This is a genomic window from Brotonthovivens ammoniilytica, assembly GCF_025566885.1.
Taxonomy (GTDB): domain Bacteria; phylum Bacillota; class Clostridia; order Lachnospirales; family Lachnospiraceae; genus Brotonthovivens; species Brotonthovivens ammoniilytica.
The window spans coordinates 464,252-479,733 of sequence record NZ_JAOQJQ010000002.1 but is presented as its reverse complement, the minus strand read 5'-3'; the positions used below and the strand labels follow the sequence as shown (position 1 = coordinate 479,733).

Annotated in this window: 14 protein-coding genes and 2 pseudogenes; 5 read left to right on the top strand and 11 right to left on the bottom strand. The window is 41.6% G+C overall.

From position 1 onward, the window contains the following. Positions 1 to 100: 100 nt before the first annotated feature. From OCV88_RS06730 to OCV88_RS06710, 5 genes are all read right to left on the bottom strand, one after another. On the bottom strand, positions 101 to 685 hold the full coding sequence (locus tag OCV88_RS06730) for a sigma-70 family RNA polymerase sigma factor (protein ID WP_158424772.1): 585 nt from the start codon (positions 683 to 685) through the stop codon (positions 101 to 103). Positions 686 to 1,123: 438 nt separating this feature from the next. Beyond that, a complete protein-coding gene (locus tag OCV88_RS06725; RefSeq protein WP_158424771.1) occupies positions 1,124 to 1,855 on the bottom strand; it encodes an ImmA/IrrE family metallo-endopeptidase in 732 nt (243 codons plus the stop codon). Positions 1,856 to 1,874: 19 nt separating this feature from the next. Continuing rightward, positions 1,875 to 2,126 (bottom strand): hypothetical protein, encoded by a 252-nt coding sequence (locus OCV88_RS06720; RefSeq protein ID WP_014635881.1) that lies wholly within the window; start codon positions 2,124 to 2,126, stop codon positions 1,875 to 1,877. 2 nt (positions 2,127 to 2,128) lie between these two features. Further along, positions 2,129 to 2,428, bottom strand: coding sequence for a hypothetical protein (locus OCV88_RS06715; RefSeq protein WP_024532701.1), 300 nt, complete (start codon positions 2,426 to 2,428; stop codon positions 2,129 to 2,131). 12 nt (positions 2,429 to 2,440) lie between these two features. Next, on the bottom strand, positions 2,441 to 3,676 hold the full coding sequence (locus OCV88_RS06710; protein ID WP_158424770.1) for a DNA polymerase Y family protein: 1,236 nt from the start codon (positions 3,674 to 3,676) through the stop codon (positions 2,441 to 2,443). A gap of 148 nt (positions 3,677 to 3,824) precedes the next feature. Here OCV88_RS06710 and OCV88_RS06705 point away from each other — a divergent pair, with 148 nt between their 5' ends. Beyond that, the gene (locus OCV88_RS06705) at positions 3,825 to 4,235 is read left to right on the top strand and encodes a helix-turn-helix domain-containing protein (RefSeq protein ID WP_003525181.1); all 411 of its coding nucleotides are present in this window, start codon (positions 3,825 to 3,827) and stop codon (positions 4,233 to 4,235) included. A gap of 100 nt (positions 4,236 to 4,335) precedes the next feature. Then, a complete protein-coding gene (locus OCV88_RS06700; RefSeq protein ID WP_024532699.1) occupies positions 4,336 to 4,869 on the top strand; it encodes an ImmA/IrrE family metallo-endopeptidase in 534 nt (177 codons plus the stop codon). A 41-nt stretch (positions 4,870 to 4,910) separates the two neighbouring features. Here OCV88_RS06700 and OCV88_RS16070 read toward each other — a convergent pair. Next, positions 4,911 to 5,150: pseudogene (locus tag OCV88_RS16070) on the bottom strand (winged helix-turn-helix transcriptional regulator); the annotation flags it as partial. Positions 5,151 to 5,811: 661 nt separating this feature from the next. Here OCV88_RS16070 and tet(W) point away from each other — a divergent pair. The 3 genes and pseudogenes from tet(W) to OCV88_RS06680 form a co-directional block, all read left to right on the top strand. Beyond that, positions 5,812 to 7,731 (top strand): tetracycline resistance ribosomal protection protein Tet(W), encoded by a 1,920-nt coding sequence (tet(W), locus tag OCV88_RS06690; protein WP_158424769.1) that lies wholly within the window; start codon positions 5,812 to 5,814, stop codon positions 7,729 to 7,731. Positions 7,732 to 7,812: 81 nt separating this feature from the next. Next, positions 7,813 to 8,268 (top strand): XRE family transcriptional regulator, encoded by a 456-nt coding sequence (locus OCV88_RS06685; protein ID WP_001071126.1) that lies wholly within the window; start codon positions 7,813 to 7,815, stop codon positions 8,266 to 8,268. Positions 8,269 to 8,499: 231 nt separating this feature from the next. Further along, positions 8,500 to 8,994, top strand: a pseudogene (locus OCV88_RS06680) (class I SAM-dependent methyltransferase); the annotation flags it as partial. A gap of 141 nt (positions 8,995 to 9,135) precedes the next feature. Here OCV88_RS06680 and OCV88_RS06675 read toward each other — a convergent pair. From OCV88_RS06675 to OCV88_RS06655, 5 genes are all read right to left on the bottom strand, one after another. Then, the gene (locus tag OCV88_RS06675) at positions 9,136 to 10,398 is read right to left on the bottom strand and encodes a hypothetical protein (RefSeq protein WP_158424768.1); all 1,263 of its coding nucleotides are present in this window, start codon (positions 10,396 to 10,398) and stop codon (positions 9,136 to 9,138) included. Beyond that, positions 10,385 to 11,491: a DUF4391 domain-containing protein gene (locus OCV88_RS06670; RefSeq protein ID WP_158424767.1), complete on the bottom strand. Its 1,107-nt coding sequence runs from the start codon at positions 11,489 to 11,491 to the stop codon at positions 10,385 to 10,387. Before OCV88_RS06670 ends, OCV88_RS06675 begins: the two co-directional genes overlap by 14 nt. A gap of 10 nt (positions 11,492 to 11,501) precedes the next feature. Next, the gene (locus OCV88_RS06665) at positions 11,502 to 14,741 is read right to left on the bottom strand and encodes a helicase-related protein (protein WP_158424766.1); all 3,240 of its coding nucleotides are present in this window, start codon (positions 14,739 to 14,741) and stop codon (positions 11,502 to 11,504) included. 71 nt (positions 14,742 to 14,812) lie between these two features. Then, the gene (locus tag OCV88_RS06660; RefSeq protein ID WP_066733245.1) at positions 14,813 to 15,022 is read right to left on the bottom strand and encodes a helix-turn-helix domain-containing protein; all 210 of its coding nucleotides are present in this window, start codon (positions 15,020 to 15,022) and stop codon (positions 14,813 to 14,815) included. Positions 15,023 to 15,191: 169 nt separating this feature from the next. Further along, on the bottom strand, positions 15,192 to 15,410 hold the full coding sequence (locus OCV88_RS06655; protein WP_158424765.1) for a hypothetical protein: 219 nt from the start codon (positions 15,408 to 15,410) through the stop codon (positions 15,192 to 15,194). Between the last annotated feature and the right edge of the window lie 72 nt (positions 15,411 to 15,482).

Genomic DNA, 15,482 nt, shown 5'->3' with positions numbered 1-15,482 from the left:
ACCTCTCTGTTCATTTAGTTTTGAAAGTGCATTTCTTATCCGGAATTGAAATAACCCCTTCACTCATTTGGACAAAGGGGGTCAAAATGCACACCCAAAATCAGAGGTTTTCATAAAATTTCTTGAAATTTTTTCTTGCGGCAGCAATCGACTTATCTACAACGCTGTAATATACGCCTTCTTCCTTTGCGATTTTTCTTGAACTCATACCTAATAAAATCGCTTTAATCAGTCTTTCTCTCTGAACAGGTTTCAGCATTTCCAATACCTTTCTGACTTTCGCAATTTCTAACTGACGGAGCTGTTCCTTTTCTTCCTCAATCCGTTCTTCCTCCGCTTGCTCAAACGGGTCAACAAACGGAGTAATCAGTTCCCGGTGGAATTGTTCAGAGATGTCATCTTCATACCCATACACATCGATTGTTCTTTTTGCTCGCTTTTCGTACTTATCGTTGTTTCTGTATGACTCGTCAATCACTTCGCCCTGAGCCATAGAAAGCAGAATGAACGGAGTGTACCGACGGATAACATCAGGGTATTTTACCCACAGTTCTTCTTCCGCCAGTTCTGTTACAATCGCCCATTTCTCCGAGCCGGTGTAACCGTGATATTCATACCGCAAGTTGATGAGCTTGCAGTCATTCGTAAATAATAATTCCTGTTGTTCTAATGTAAGTTTTGTCATTGTCGTAATCTCCTTGAATTTGAATTTTTGAATTTGGTTGAAATCAAAAATTCGGAGATTACGGATACTTGGCGATATATGCCAGCCACTTATATGTCACGGTCTTGCTCCTTTCGGGAGCGACAAAAAAGCCGGACACCAAGAACATTAGGATATTTCTATCCCTTAATTCTCAGCGTCCGGCAATTTGATGACTCAGGAGCTTTCGCTCAAGGACTCGTGGCTCGGTACATCTGCCCGATATTTAATTGTTCGCTCTGTTATCGTTCTTTACTAATCTGTACTTGACCATTCCTTTGCGTAGGGAAAGGTCAACCTCTACTACTCTGTGGCAGTTTGGGCATTTCAGTTCAATAACGCCTGTTGTCATTGTTACCTTGTCAAAAATACGCCAGCCACAGTTTTTGCACCTTACGATTATCTTTTGTTCCAACGATTTCATAGCTCGCTCACCTCCGGATAAACCGTAACCAAATCAAAAGGATTATCAAGATACTCCTGTTTCAAAAGTCCGAGCTGTTTCATTCGTATGGCAAGAGCCTTTTTGGAACACCCTAAAAAATCCGCAAGTGCGTCAAACCTTTTATATACACTCGGATAGTATATCTTGTTCAGGCATTCAATCTTTTCGCCGAGACTGAACAGATACATTCCTTGTTTTATGAGGTTTTCAGGAAGAAGAATAGCAGCTCCAAGCGTGTTTGCCTGCCATTCCTCCCAATCAGATATTGGCTTATTCCTCTCGGAATTTGCCTTGTAATAATGTACTCTGGCAGACTTCTGTGTTACACCGTAATCATTCGGGAACAACATCTTAAATATCTGATGACTGCCCTCGTGCATTAAGGTGAAATTCTTTCTGCCTTTCAGCTTGCTGTCAAAGTTCAAGTCCTTTTCCACAAGAACGGTTTTCCCGTCCAAAAAGAAAAAGGCTTCGTTATCATCATCTTCAAATACTTGAACACCCATTTCCGTAAATGAGGTCATTCCGAGAATGCTACCGTCATAGGATAGATGCTGGTATTCGACATTCAAACCGAGAACCTTCTCCAAGAGAAGCTCCGGGTCAATTCTATATATTTGTGTGTTACGGACATCGGGAAGTGCCATATATGCCTGCACATACTTGTCGGCAATCACTTCGATGTCAAATCTCGATAAACGTTTCAAGTTACAAAACCTCCTACCATTAGGATTTTGCTTCTACAAACCACTTTCCGTTTTCTTCGTCGAACAGAAATGTGGGCTTGCCGCAAATCTGTACCGTGTAGCGGATACCGGTTCCTCCGACTTTAGTGGAAGCCGCACGGCATTTCTGAATTACACGGTCTATCTCATATTTTTCATCATTCTCAAACTTAATGAAATTCGGACGAGCCGTTCCATCAGGTCTGTGTGTTACATTTACTTCAACATAAACTTTTCTTCTATCGGATTCCATTTCTATACCTCGTAATTTCTCAAAGTCAAAACTAATCTTCCCAAGTGCTTGTATCCGTCGATGTTCTTATCCGACACCCTGTACTTGGGTCGGTCATCTCCGGCAGTATTGATGTAACAGGAAAGCCTTCCTTTCTTAAAGCGTTTTTTCCGGTCAAAGAAAAGGAACATTCCCTCATATATACCGTAGTCGGTAAAATGGTTTCCGCCGTCCGCACGGAAGATAACAATATCTTCGCTGCACCCCTGCAAAAAGCAGTCGGGCATCGTAACATAAGCCGTAACCTCTTTTTCGTCAATCACAATAAGCCCTCCTTAACCGACCATACCTGTCGGCATAGTGATTTCGGCTTTTTCCGGTGGTAGCCGCAGGTTCTGACACAGAACCCCATTCCTTATGCTGTCCTTTCCGAAACGCCGTCTGATTTCTTCAACACACTTTTCCATTCGCTCCAATTTGTCCTGCTTTGCGGCGTCCATAAACATATCTATTTGACGGGGCGTGTCTTGTGGAATAAGATTTATGGCTTGTACTGTCACAGAACGGATAGGGTTGTTCCACCCATATCTTTTTTCAAATAACTGAAAAGCGGTCTTTGCAATAATCATCGGAGACTGTGTAGGAAGTGCAATCTTCGTCTGCCATTGCCTTGTATTGAGCGTGTTGTCTCTAATATGTATTGCGACACCTTCTGCACTCAGTCCGTGAACACGGAGCTTGTGTCCGATGTCTTGGGTTAATTCGAGAAACACGGGCCACACCTGCTCCGGTTTCTCTAAATCTGCTACTGTTGTTATACCGTGTCCTACACTTTTTATAGGAGAAACGAAGTCTTTCTTGGCAACAAGGGAAAGGTCGTTGCCGTTGGCATAGTTCCATAAAACTACTCCGTTCTTTCCTAATCTTCTGCGTAAGAACTCAGGGTCGGTATTCGCTAAATCCCCGATGGTACGAATACAATAGCTGTCAAGCACTCGCTGGGTTGCCCGTCCTACACCGAGCAGGTCAGCGGCAGGAAGTCCCCAAATCTTTTCTTTGAATGTATCCTTTGGTATAACGGTTACTGCGTCCGGTTTCTTCATATCCGAGCCGAGCTTCGCAAATATCTTATTAAAGGAAACACCCACAGAAATCGTCAAGCCGAGTTCAAACTTCATCGTTTCACGAATTTCATTTGCCACCTTTTCCGGCGAACCGAAAAGGCTTTCTGTCCCGCTAATATCCAGCCAACACTCGTCCATACCATACGGTTCAACTTGGTCGGTATATCGCTCATAAACGCTTCTCGCAAGCTTTGAGTATTTGATATACTCCTCATAATGGGGCGGTACTACAACCAAGTCCTTGCACTTCTGTTTAGCCTGCCATACTGCGTCCCCGGTTTTCACATCAAAAGCCTTTGCTTTGTAGTTCTTTGCAAGCACGATACCGTGTCGTTCCTCCACAGAGCCGCAGACAGCAATCGGATATTTCTTCAATGCGGGGTCGAGCATACATTCGACGCTGGCATAGAAGTTGTTCATATCACAATGAAGTATGCTTCGTAACATTTTTTGAACCCCCTTGACATTTTGGGTAGTTTGGTGTACACTATGTGTAGTTAAACTTCCCAATTCATATTATATACACTTCAACTGTACTTGTCAAGAGCAAATGGGTAGTTCAACTGTAAATATTCTTTTAAGGAGTGAAATCACAATGACATTCGGTGAAAAAGTCAAGGCTGAAAGAACAAAACTTGGTATGAGTCAAGATGAGTTGGCAGCTAAAATCGGCGTAACCCGACGCATAATTGGTTCTTATGAAAATGATAAATCCCGTCCGAGAGGAATGGAAAGATATAAGAAACTGGCAGAATCCTTAAATGTAAATGTGAATTATCTGCTGTCTGAGGATGACGCTTTCATCGCTGATGTAGAGGATAAATACGGACGCAGAGGGGCAAGACAGGCTCAGGAGTTGCTTGCAGAAGTTACCGGTCTGTTTGCCGGCGGCGAAATGGCTGACGAGGATATGCGTGAAATGGTTGACGCTATTCAGGAAGCATATCTTATTGCAAAGAAGAACAATAAAAAATACACCCCGAAGAAATACCGCAAAGACGAGTAATCCTCAAAGTGAACTAAGTCCAATATATGGGACACATAATAGTTTATAATTTATTATAGGGTTATTATCCGATATACTATAATATGGGAGGTGAGCCGGATTGGGGTATTACACTACGGCTGAGATTGTGAAAATCGTAAACAAGCTCATTGACCGTTGCGGTACTCGTGACCCGTACAAGGTCGCAAAAGAGCTTGGTATCAATATAATCTACCGAAATTTTGACAAGCAGCGTGGAGCATATAAAGTTATTCTGAAGAACCGCTTTGTTTTTCTTAAAAACGGTATGCACCCGGTCGTGGAGCAGATAGTGCTATGGCACGAAATCGGACACGATGTTCTCCACAGGCAAGAAGCGGTTGCTGTCGGCGGGTTCAAAGAGTTCAACATCTTTGATATGAGAGAGAACCGTATGGAGTATGAAGCAAATATCTTCGCTTCTCAGGCTTCGCTCCCGGACGACACCATTTTGGAATACATTGAAAACGGCTATGACATTCAGCAGATTGCACGGGCAATGTGTTCTGACATAAACCTGATTGCTCTGAAAGTGGATACGCTGATTGCACAGGGCTATCAACTTCGCAAACAGGAACACCAAAACGATTTTCTTAAATACAATCACAAAATGTAAGACCGTCAAGTCTCGAATGTTGAGATTTGACGGTCTTTTCGTTATTTATTACATTTTTCTTTATAATCTTCGCCCCAACTCCACATAGCGTCGAGAATAGGTTTCAAGCTTTGTCCCAATTCTGTCAGAGAGTATTCTACTCTCGGCGGAACTTCAGCATACACTTTTCGATTAACGAGTCCGTTTTCTTCCATATCACGAAGCTGAGCAGTCAAAACCTTTTGAGAAACGCTGCCGATTGATTTTTTTAATTCACCGAAACGCTTTGTACCCGGCAGTAATGCTCATGTACGGTAAAGAAGCAAGCAACCGAAAACAATAGATAGACCGCCAGCACTACACTATTCCGAACCAAAGACCAAAAGATAAGCATTTTGAGAAAATCTAAACTTTTGGATTTTCCTACAATGCCGACTACGGCGGAATCCCTCCCACTCCTTATATATTTCTTTCTGTATACATTGAATTTGTATTTAGTAAAATGCAGACAACACCACGGATCGGCTTTTGGCTGGACAATTCCAACCAAACACCACAGCAGACAGCAGAAACCATTCTGAACGCCAGGAAGCCGGTATGATTGTTACATATAAGGGGAAGAAAAATTTCTTTTAGGTACTTGCTTTCCTAAAACTGATGTGATATAATAGCTTCATTCCAGAAAAGGAGTAAAAAATATGCGGCAAGGTATTCTTAAATAAAACTATAATCAAATAGTGGGAACAAAGGATTATGATAGTTCCTTTTGTGGGGGCTTGATTTTTTGTACCCAATTTAAGAATACTTTTGCCTTATCAATTTTGACATATCCAAAAAAACAGCAGTCACAAATAGGTGTATGCTGTATATGTGTATGTCCGCAAATTATAATCCCCAGTGGTAAAAGTATTTTACTGCTGGGGATTTTTGTGCCCTTTCGGGCTGTAAAAGGAGGACAATCACATGAAAATAATCAATATTGGCATTCTTGCCCACGTAGACGCAGGAAAAACAACATTGACGGAAAGTCTGCTATACACCAGTGGAGCGATTGCGGAACAGGGAAACGTGGATAAAGGGACTACAAGAACAGACACTATGATTTTGGAACAGCAGCGGGGAATTACCATTCAAGCGGCAGTCACTTCCTTCCAGTGGCACAGATGTAAAGTCAACATTGTGGATACGCCCGGCCACATGGATTTTTTGGCGGAGGTGTACCGCTCTTTGGCTGTTTTAGATGGGGCCATCTTGGTGATCTCCGCTAAAGATGGCGTGCAGGCCCAGACCCGTATTCTGTTCCATGCCCTGCGGAAAATGAACATTCCCACCGTTATCTTTATCAACAAGATCGACCAGGCTGGCGTTGATTTGCAGAGCGTGGTTCAGTCTGTTCGGGATAAGCTCTCCGCCGATATTATCATCAAGCAGACGGTGTCGCTGTCCCCGGAAATAGTCCTGGAGGAAAATACCGACATAGAAGCATGGGATGCGGTCATCGAAAATAACGATAAATTATTGGAAAAGTATATCGCAGGAGAACCAATCAGCCGGGAAAAACTTGTGCGGGAGGAACAGCGGCGGGTTCAAGACGCCTCCCTGTTCCCGGTCTATTATGGCAGCGCCAAAAAGGGCCTTGGCATTCAACCGTTGATGGATGCGGTGACAGGGCTGTTCCAACCGATTGGGGAACAGGGGAGCGCCGCCCTATGCGGCAGCGTTTTCAAGGTGGAGTATACAGATTGCGGCCAGCGGCGTGTCTATCTACGGCTATACAGCGGAACGCTGCGCCTGCGGGATACGGTGGCCCTGGCCGGGAGAGAAAAGCTGAAAATCACAGAGATGCGTATTCCATCCAAAGGGGAAATTGTTCGGACAGACACCGCTTATCCGGGTGAAATTGTTATCCTTCCCAGCGACAGCGTGAGGTTATTCGATGTATTAGGGGACCCAACCCGGCTCCCTCGTAAAAGGTGGCGTGAGGACCCCCTCCCCATGCTGCGGACGTCGATTGCGCCGAAAACGGCAGCGCAAAGAGAACGGCTGCTGGACGCTCTTACGCAACTTGCGGATACTGACCCGCTTTTGCGCTGCGAGGTGGATTCCATCACCCATGAGATCATTCTTTCTTTTTTGGGCCGGGTGCAGTTGGAGGTTGTTTCCGCTTTGCTGTCGGAAAAATACAAGCTTGAAACAGTGGTAAAGGAACCCACCGTCATTTATATGGAGCGGCCGCTCAAAGCAGCCAGCCACACCATCCATATCGAGGTGCCGCCCAACCCGTTTTGGGCATCCATCGGACTGTCTGTTACACCACTCCCGCTTGGCTCCGGTGTACAATACGAGAGCCGGGTTTCGCTGGGATACTTGAACCAGAGTTTTCAAAACGCTGTCAGGGATGGTATCCGTTACGGGCTGGAGCAGGGCTTGTTCGGCTGGAACGTAACGGACTGTAAGATTTGCTTTGAATACGGGCTTTATTACAGTCCGGTCAGCACGCCGGCGGACTTCCGCTCATTGGCCCCGATTGTATTGGAACAGGCATTGAAGGAATCAGGGACGCAACTGCTGGAACCTTATCTCTCCTTCACCCTCTATGCGCCCCGGGAATATCTTTCCAGGGCTTATCATGATGCACCGAAATACTGTGCCACCATCGAAACGGTCCAGGTAAAAAAGGATGAAGTTGTCTTTACTGGCGAGATTCCCGCCCGCTGTATACAGGCATACCGTACTGATCTGGCCTTTTACACCAACGGGCAGAGCGTATGCCTTACAGAACTGAAAGGGTATCAGGCCGCTGTCGGCAAGCCAGTCATCCAGCCCCGCCGTCCAAACAGCCGCCTGGACAAGGTGCGCTATATGTTTCAGAAGATAATGTAACGTCTTGCGCAATGCAAGCGTTCATTGCTGGCTATTGCGAAATATCATTGATAAAATCAGTATCAGAGAGGAGAAACTATTTTGAACCAGGAACAGACGAATATTACAACAGGAAAGCAAATACGTCATCTGCGAACACAATTGGGAATGACACAGGAAGAACTAGCCGGGGAATTGAATGTTACCCGGCAGGCACTATCGAATTGGGAGAGAGATGTTAATGAACCCGATTTAAATATGTTGAAAAAAATTTGCTTTCTTTTTGGAGTCAACATGGACGATTTTGCGAAGGAGGTAATAACAAAGATGGAAACATATGAAAAAAAGGAGAAACGACAATTTAATAAGTACGATATGGCAATTGGACTTTTTTATGGTGTTGGTATATTTCTTGGCATTGGTATTTTCTTTGTTGGCGGTTTTATGACAATGTCAGGTGCAGGGTGGGGAGCATCACTATTTGGCGGTGGCTGTTTTTCTCTTGTATTTGGCTTGATATGCCATGCAGTTATTACATTGAGAAGAAATGACAAATGATGACATATCCTGCTTTCTATACTTTTCGGTAATACCGAGTAAAAAAAGCCGCTGCTTTTGGCTTTCCAATAGCGGCGGCTTAATGCAAGCGGCGGCAAAGGGAAATATCCTTTGAATACCTTACAGAAGAAAAGTTTTGCAGCATTACAAAAATAAAAGCCTATACCATTTTGGAAAGAAAAGATACATAATAGTCAAGACGACAACAATCAGAAGTTATGGAGGGTAACAATGGAATATAGTAAGGAAGATTTAATGGAAGCAAAAAAGCAAATTTTGGGAGTGGGAGAGAACATGGGAACAGAGGAAAGTAAAAAAATCTGGGAGGAGAACGCACAATTTTGGGATAATGCAATGGGTGACGAATCTAATGAATTTCACAGAGAGGTAGTGCGCCCCAAAGTAACGGAACTTCTATCTCCTAATCCTGCGGATTACATTTTGGATATTGCGTGTGGCAATGGAAATTATTCTTCGTATCTTGCACAAAGAGGTGCTTCGGTTGTCGCTTTTGATTACAGCAAAAAAATGATAGAATTGGCTAAAAGACGGCAATCACAATATGCAAAACAAATTGAATTTTGTGTGGCGGATGCGACCGATAGAAAAAGTATATTAGAATTAAAAAGAAATCGAGCCTTTACGAAAGCAGTTTCTAATATGGCAATTATGGATATTACGGACATTGAACCACTTCTTATGGCTGTTTATGAACTGTTGCAGGAAATCTCCTGCATAAGCACATCCTTATCAATAGCACGGAATACCTCGCCGTTTTCGTCAATCGTTTCGGTAACGGCATTAGGGAACATTGCCGCTAATTTTCTAAAATTCTCATCAGCCTTATTTGCTGTCTGCATTTTGAGTTTATCCATTTTCTTTTTCCTCCGTTTTGTCTAAAGGTTTTAATCCTAATAAAAAGTCTGTAAACAGAATTGCATTTAATGCTACTTTTCTGTTTGGATATGTATTGTACCAACAGTGAGCTATCCCGTGACGTCCGGGAACATCGGGTTTAACTTCTTCTGCTTTCTTACAATCATAGAAAATGAATTCTTCGCAAAATGATGAAAAGATTCTGTCAAACTCATTTTCCTCAATTAACTTTGTAAGATTTTCACGAGTCTTTTTGCTGACTCGATAACTTTCGTCTTTCGCTTTTCCTTGAATTATTCCCTCCCACAAAGTTGACAAAGCACTTACTGTAAGTGCGTATTCTCTACGATGATACGCTTGAACAGACTGAACCAAAATTCTTGTCATATAGGAGGGCAGGTTCATTTGTCTCCATCCACGCTTGAGATTATTAATTTCATCTTTGTTATAATAGGAAAATATTAACCTGTCTATTCTCTTTATACGGTTTTTGCTTGCTCTGCTTGTGTCAAGTATTTCAAGCATTTCATCAACAATTCTAAAATCAGCAATCCACCCTGCATACGGAAACCATTTAGCATCAAACATTGCTTTTAGAAATATCTCGTTGATTTCTTTGTAATCAAATTCAAATCCGATTGTACGAATGTTTTCCAGTATGCTTGTCAGCGGGGAGAAATCTACTGTTTGTAACCACGTTCCAAGGCTGGAGGTTATGGAGTGAATCTCTTGAATTACTGTACTTTTAACAAGCGAGTTGAGACCGGAAACTAAGTTTGTTACTGCATTCTTGCTCCAATTATCAAATGCTTTAAGTGCAGGGCTTTCAAACTGATAAGTGGGCATTGCGGATTTTATGGCAAGTTCGCCAATAGTTTTCAATGTATTGCTTTTTTGCAATGCTTCAATCGCTGACCCTGCTCCAGCACATAGCTGCATAGCTTTTGTGTTTGAAGTTATTGAATTTGTAGTATTAAGGCTATCTTGAACCGCTTTTACAGCACTATTCTCTGTAATTTCTTTCACCACATCTAATGCTGGTGTTGATATTTTAATTTGGGGTCCCATCGCCGCTTTCACAAAATAATTCATTTTCTCTTGCTGTTCCAAAATAGGAGCAACGCTCTTACGCAATTTGTCGCTTTTCTCTATGGTTTTACGCAATTCATCCGGAATGATGTCATTTGGGTTATTCGTATCTATTTGTTTTCCCTCCAATCTTATTGAAAATAAGTTATCATCAAAATTCAGCACCAGCTTCTATATAAAGCTGCTTGTAGTATTGTTCAAATTCTATGTCTGCTTCTTTTGTGTGAATCGGAGAGAGAACCTCTACCAAAGAAGCGTCAACATCATACAAATGCAATTTCCCTTTGTATGGAAACGGTTTTATCAATCTCACATTTTTGAGTAGCCACGCATAGCCTGCCGGTTCAGGCACACTGTCCATCAAAGCACTGTTCAAATGCTTTCTTGTAAAAGGTACAACATCAAAAAGCTCCACCATACAGAGTGCATAGCCGCTGATACAGCCTTTTAGTTTCCGGGAGCTTGCACAAATCAATAAGTCACCACGATAATCTGTTTTCCAAGACCGCCATTCAATCGTTTTTAAGCCATCGAAAATATCTGCCGCATATTCAGGCAAAATGGATATAGCTTTAACAGTATTTACAGACTGAGCTTCCGTTTCTGTTGTTTCGTTTCCAATCATTGCTGCAACCATAGCCTTTGAAGGAGAGCTTAACATATCAAGTTCTCTTTTTAGTTTTTTCACTTTACCGGCAAGCTCAAATTTCTTTTTTGGTTGTTTCTCGGCTCGTGCCTGTTTTTCAAATTTTGCAATTTCCTTTTCGAGCTTCTGTCTTTTTTCGTTTACCTCTATCTGCTCATCAAGCGTATTGCCTTGCTCTATATCAACACTGCCGACAGCAACTACGACATTTTCCCACACCTTATCAAGATTTAAGCCTTGAAGCTCTATTCTTTGTTCCTCGGTTGGTTTCCAGTCTGTCTGCATTATTTTTGTGTGATAAATCGCAAGTTTGCTTTCGCTGCCACACTCCAACACAAACAGAATGTTCTGAGGAATAAGCTTTGACAGCGTTGCAATCGTTTTTTCATCAAACTCTTTTCTTTTAAGAGAAACGAGCAAGACAAAGAAGTTTTTAACTTCATCTCCAGCAGGAATATTCACCTTATTCGGTGCTATCTCATTGACGATAGTAATTCTCGAAATATCGGCGTCGATTTTTTCCTTTGCAGCCGTATTCATTTGAAACTTTGCATATATAGCTTTCTTTGGAAGCTGTTTGCTCATTTCCGTTGCTTTCGGTAAACCGAGCATTGTAATCACCTCATCTTACGACTAAGAAGCAAATAAGTTCAAAGTCATCTAAGCCTTTAATCTCGTTTGTCAAAAAGCTAACCTGTCCACCACCCAAGAAACTGTCAATATCACTTTCGTCTTTGACCTCAATAATAGAAGCAATCGCTTCTCCAAGAAGATGAGAGAACTTTGACATATCTTTTCCGTCACGAGTTTCTTTATTGAATTGCTTATAAACTTCCGGGATAGGCTGCGTTTTTCCTTTACACAGAAAACGCATTTTATCAAGCATTTGTTTTGGCGAAAGGTGGTCACAGATTACTTCTCCCTCGTCGCTTATATACACCATATAAAACGGATGGAGTCTGTTCTGATTGTCAATATTCACGCTGTCAGAGCGGTTTTTCAAAACAAATATCACGCCAGCCGGTGCGTCCTCATTTGCCGGAACAACAGCATTAAGTCCAAAAGGTGCTTTTTCAATATCGGGGTGGTTCTTTATGTATTCGAGTAAATCGAGTCTGAACTCATTAAGTCCTAAGTCCATAATAGAAATACCCGTAGTCATATCTTCAATATCCACAACTTCGTCCTGCAATCTCTTGAGCTGTGCTTTTCTGTATTCGAGGTCAGTCTTTTCCTCGTCGCTCAAAATATTGTCATCGCCGGTTGCGGTCATATCAACGATTTTCATTCTCGTTTCAACTTTGGCTTTGAGATTGATGTAATCGTCAAGCGTTACATCAGGCCAGAAGTTTACAAGCTGAATTACAGAGTTTCTGCTACCGATACGGTCAATTCGACCGAAACGCTGAATAATGCGAACCGGATTCCAATGTATATCGTAATTGATAAGGAAATCGCAGTCCTGCAAATTCTGACCTTCGGAAATACAGTCTGTTGCAATCAAAATATCAATATCCTCTTTCGGAATACTGTCAAATAAATCTCTATCCTTTGAAATCGGAGAAAAGCAAGTAAGTACTGTATTCAAATCTCCACGCAGTTTAGGGCAGGTTGTGCGACCGTCCACCGAGCCTGAAACCATAGCGGAATTAAGTCCGTATTTCGATTTCACATACTTGCTGACATTGTCATACAGATAGCCTGCTGTATCTGCGAAAGCGGTAAAGATAATGATTTTCTTATTGCCCTCGTTAATTGGGTGAGCTATTTTATCATCTATAACACGATACAGCTCTTGTAGTTTTGAATCGTGTTCAGGAGTTATATCGCCGACCATAAGGGTCAACAGTTCGAGAACTTCTGCGTCTTTTGCAAGGCTCTCTCTCCACGATACATAATCCATATCCGCAAGGTCGATTTTTACTTTTTTGCCGAGAGAGAAAAGGTCGTCAGTGTTCTGGTCTTCTTCATCAAACTCGTCCACATTTGAAATATCCGTCAAATCAAGGTTTACACTTGAATGTTTGTCAAAGCGGTCGATAGTATCTATGGTGCTTTCAATCAATTCCTTAATACGCTTCAATGTGAGATTAAAGGAATAGACTGAGCTTTCCATACGCTTCATCAGATTTATTGCTGTAAGTCGGCGGATGCCTTGCTCACGATTAGCCTGTGTAAAGCCGACATTCACTTTATTATCTCCGTAAAGCTCTGCGTATTTTTCCATCTTGCTCGGAAGTATATAGTGTGTCGGAGTATAAATCGTAAGAGTAAGGAGCATAAGCTGCTCAAAAATCTCATTATAGTTAATAGCTTCCTTGAGGTCTGTAAGGTGCGGACGCAAAGAAATAGGCGGCAGTCTTGTTGGGAAAGTACCTACATCGCTTGTGTCATAATATTTTTGAATATGCTTCCTTGAACGGGCAATCGTTACACTGTCCAAAACTTCAAAAAAGTCAAAGTCAAGCATTTTCAGAAGGTTTTCGGTTGTTCTGTCACAAGGCTCCCATTTGCTCCAAGTATTGAAAGCTCTCTGAGCGTTTTTGAATATGTCGTCAATGGAACGATTGGTATTCAGTTTCTCGTCGATGAAATCAGTATGCCCCTCATAGGCAAGAGCCAACTGATTTTTCAAATCAAGAAACTTGTTGTTTACCGGAGTAGCGGAAAGCATAAGGACTTTTGTTTTTACACCTGCTCGTATAACTTTTTTCATCAAAGTTACATAACGGTTGTCTTTGCTGTCCTCGTCAGGGTTTTCAACCAATTTGCCGCCATTTCTAAAGTTGTGGGATTCATCAATTACAACAAGGTCGTAGTTACCCCAATTTATTCTGCTTAAATCTATACCATTCGAAGTGCCTCTTGTCCTGTTAAGGTCTGTATGATACAGAACATCATAACGCAGGCGGTCGGACGCAATGGGGTTGTTAATATAGTTGTCTTTATATGTATTCCAGTTGTTTGCCAGCTTTTTCGGGCATAACACAAGTACAGACTTATTCCTGTTCTCATAATATTTGATTACAGATAAAGCCGTAAATGTTTTACCTAAACCAACGCTGTCGGCAAGAATACAACCGTTGTATTTTTCAAGTTTGTTAATGATTGCGAGAGCTGCGTCTTTTTGGAAGTTATACAACATACCCCAAATCTTGCTGTCCTTGAAACCGGTTGCTTCGTTGGGAAGTACATCTTCGGACACATCTTCAAGAAATTCGTTGAAAATGTTATACAGGGTTACAAAGTAAATAAAATCAGGAGAATTTTCGTTATATGCTGCGGTAATGCTTTCTATTACTTCATCGGTCACTTCCTGAAGAACCTTTTTGTCATTCCATATTTCATTGAAATCTCTTATAAGTGTCTGAGCCAGCGACTGGTCTTTTACGATTGTTGTGCTAATAACATTACCTTTTTCGCAACCGAGTTCAACTGTCGTAAAATTATTGATTGGTGTATAACCAATGTCATCAACAACCAATTGTCCTTGAATAGTCTTATCGCTTATATTTGATTTGAAGGTTACTTTCTCTTTAATCCAGTCTGCACATTCTTTTGCTATTGCTTTTTGTGTCATTTCGTTTCTGAGCTTAATTTCAAACTCCGTTCCGTACAGGCTGCGTTCACGGTTCAGACGAGGAATATAAAACTCTCTTTTTTCCTTCTTTGTTTTTTCGGCAACAAAAGTGGGAGAGGTAAAAATAAAGCGTAATTCTTCAATAGAGGTAAGTTGCTTCTTTAACTCCTGAAAGGCATATATAGAAAAGCAAGCTGACGCAATAGACAGTTTACTGCCTTTTTTGATTTCTACCGACAAATCATCTTTTAGTGTTTTTGTGGTATTGTTTATCAGTTCCATAGCATTATTCTCCTACATCTTCCTACCCATTATCAATTATAAAGTTTTTGGTGTCCCATAAAACGGACTTATCACTTATCTTCGGGTAAAACTTCCATAATATCATCAACAGTACAGTTCAAAGCTCTGCATATTTTAGCAAGGGTATCTGTTGTAACGGCTTCATCATTGCCCAGTTTACGCATTGTGTATTTTGTAAGTTCTGCGGTTTCCTGTAAATCTTTCTTTTTCATATCTCTGTCCAGCAAAATATGCCACAGTTTCTTATATGTAACTGCCATCTGTGTCCTTCCTTTCATCGGGCTTATAAAAGAATATAGTTACTCTTATATCAGTATAGCATATTTTTCTCTCATTTTCAATATAATTACTGCTATTTCGCACTTTTTCGCTTTTAGACAATCTCGATACCAACTATTCGTTATATTAAAAAAGAGGTGCGTTTGCACCTCAACTACATAGCTTATTCTCTTGAACCATCAGGGAGATAGAAGCAATGACCTTTTCCACCGGAGGTTCTTTTCCGTCCGGGGCAATCTGTTTCCAAAATGCCTGTGCCGTAGGGTCTGTGTTTTTCATAGCCTCCCTGATAGCAACTCTCATTTCATTTCTTACTTCTTGTTCACTCATTTTATGTGCTTTTGCAACTTCCTTAATTATGTTTTTCAATACATTTCCTCCTATGTCTTATGGTGAGTATCTATCACTAACGGTTATAGTTATAGCACAACTGATTTGTCG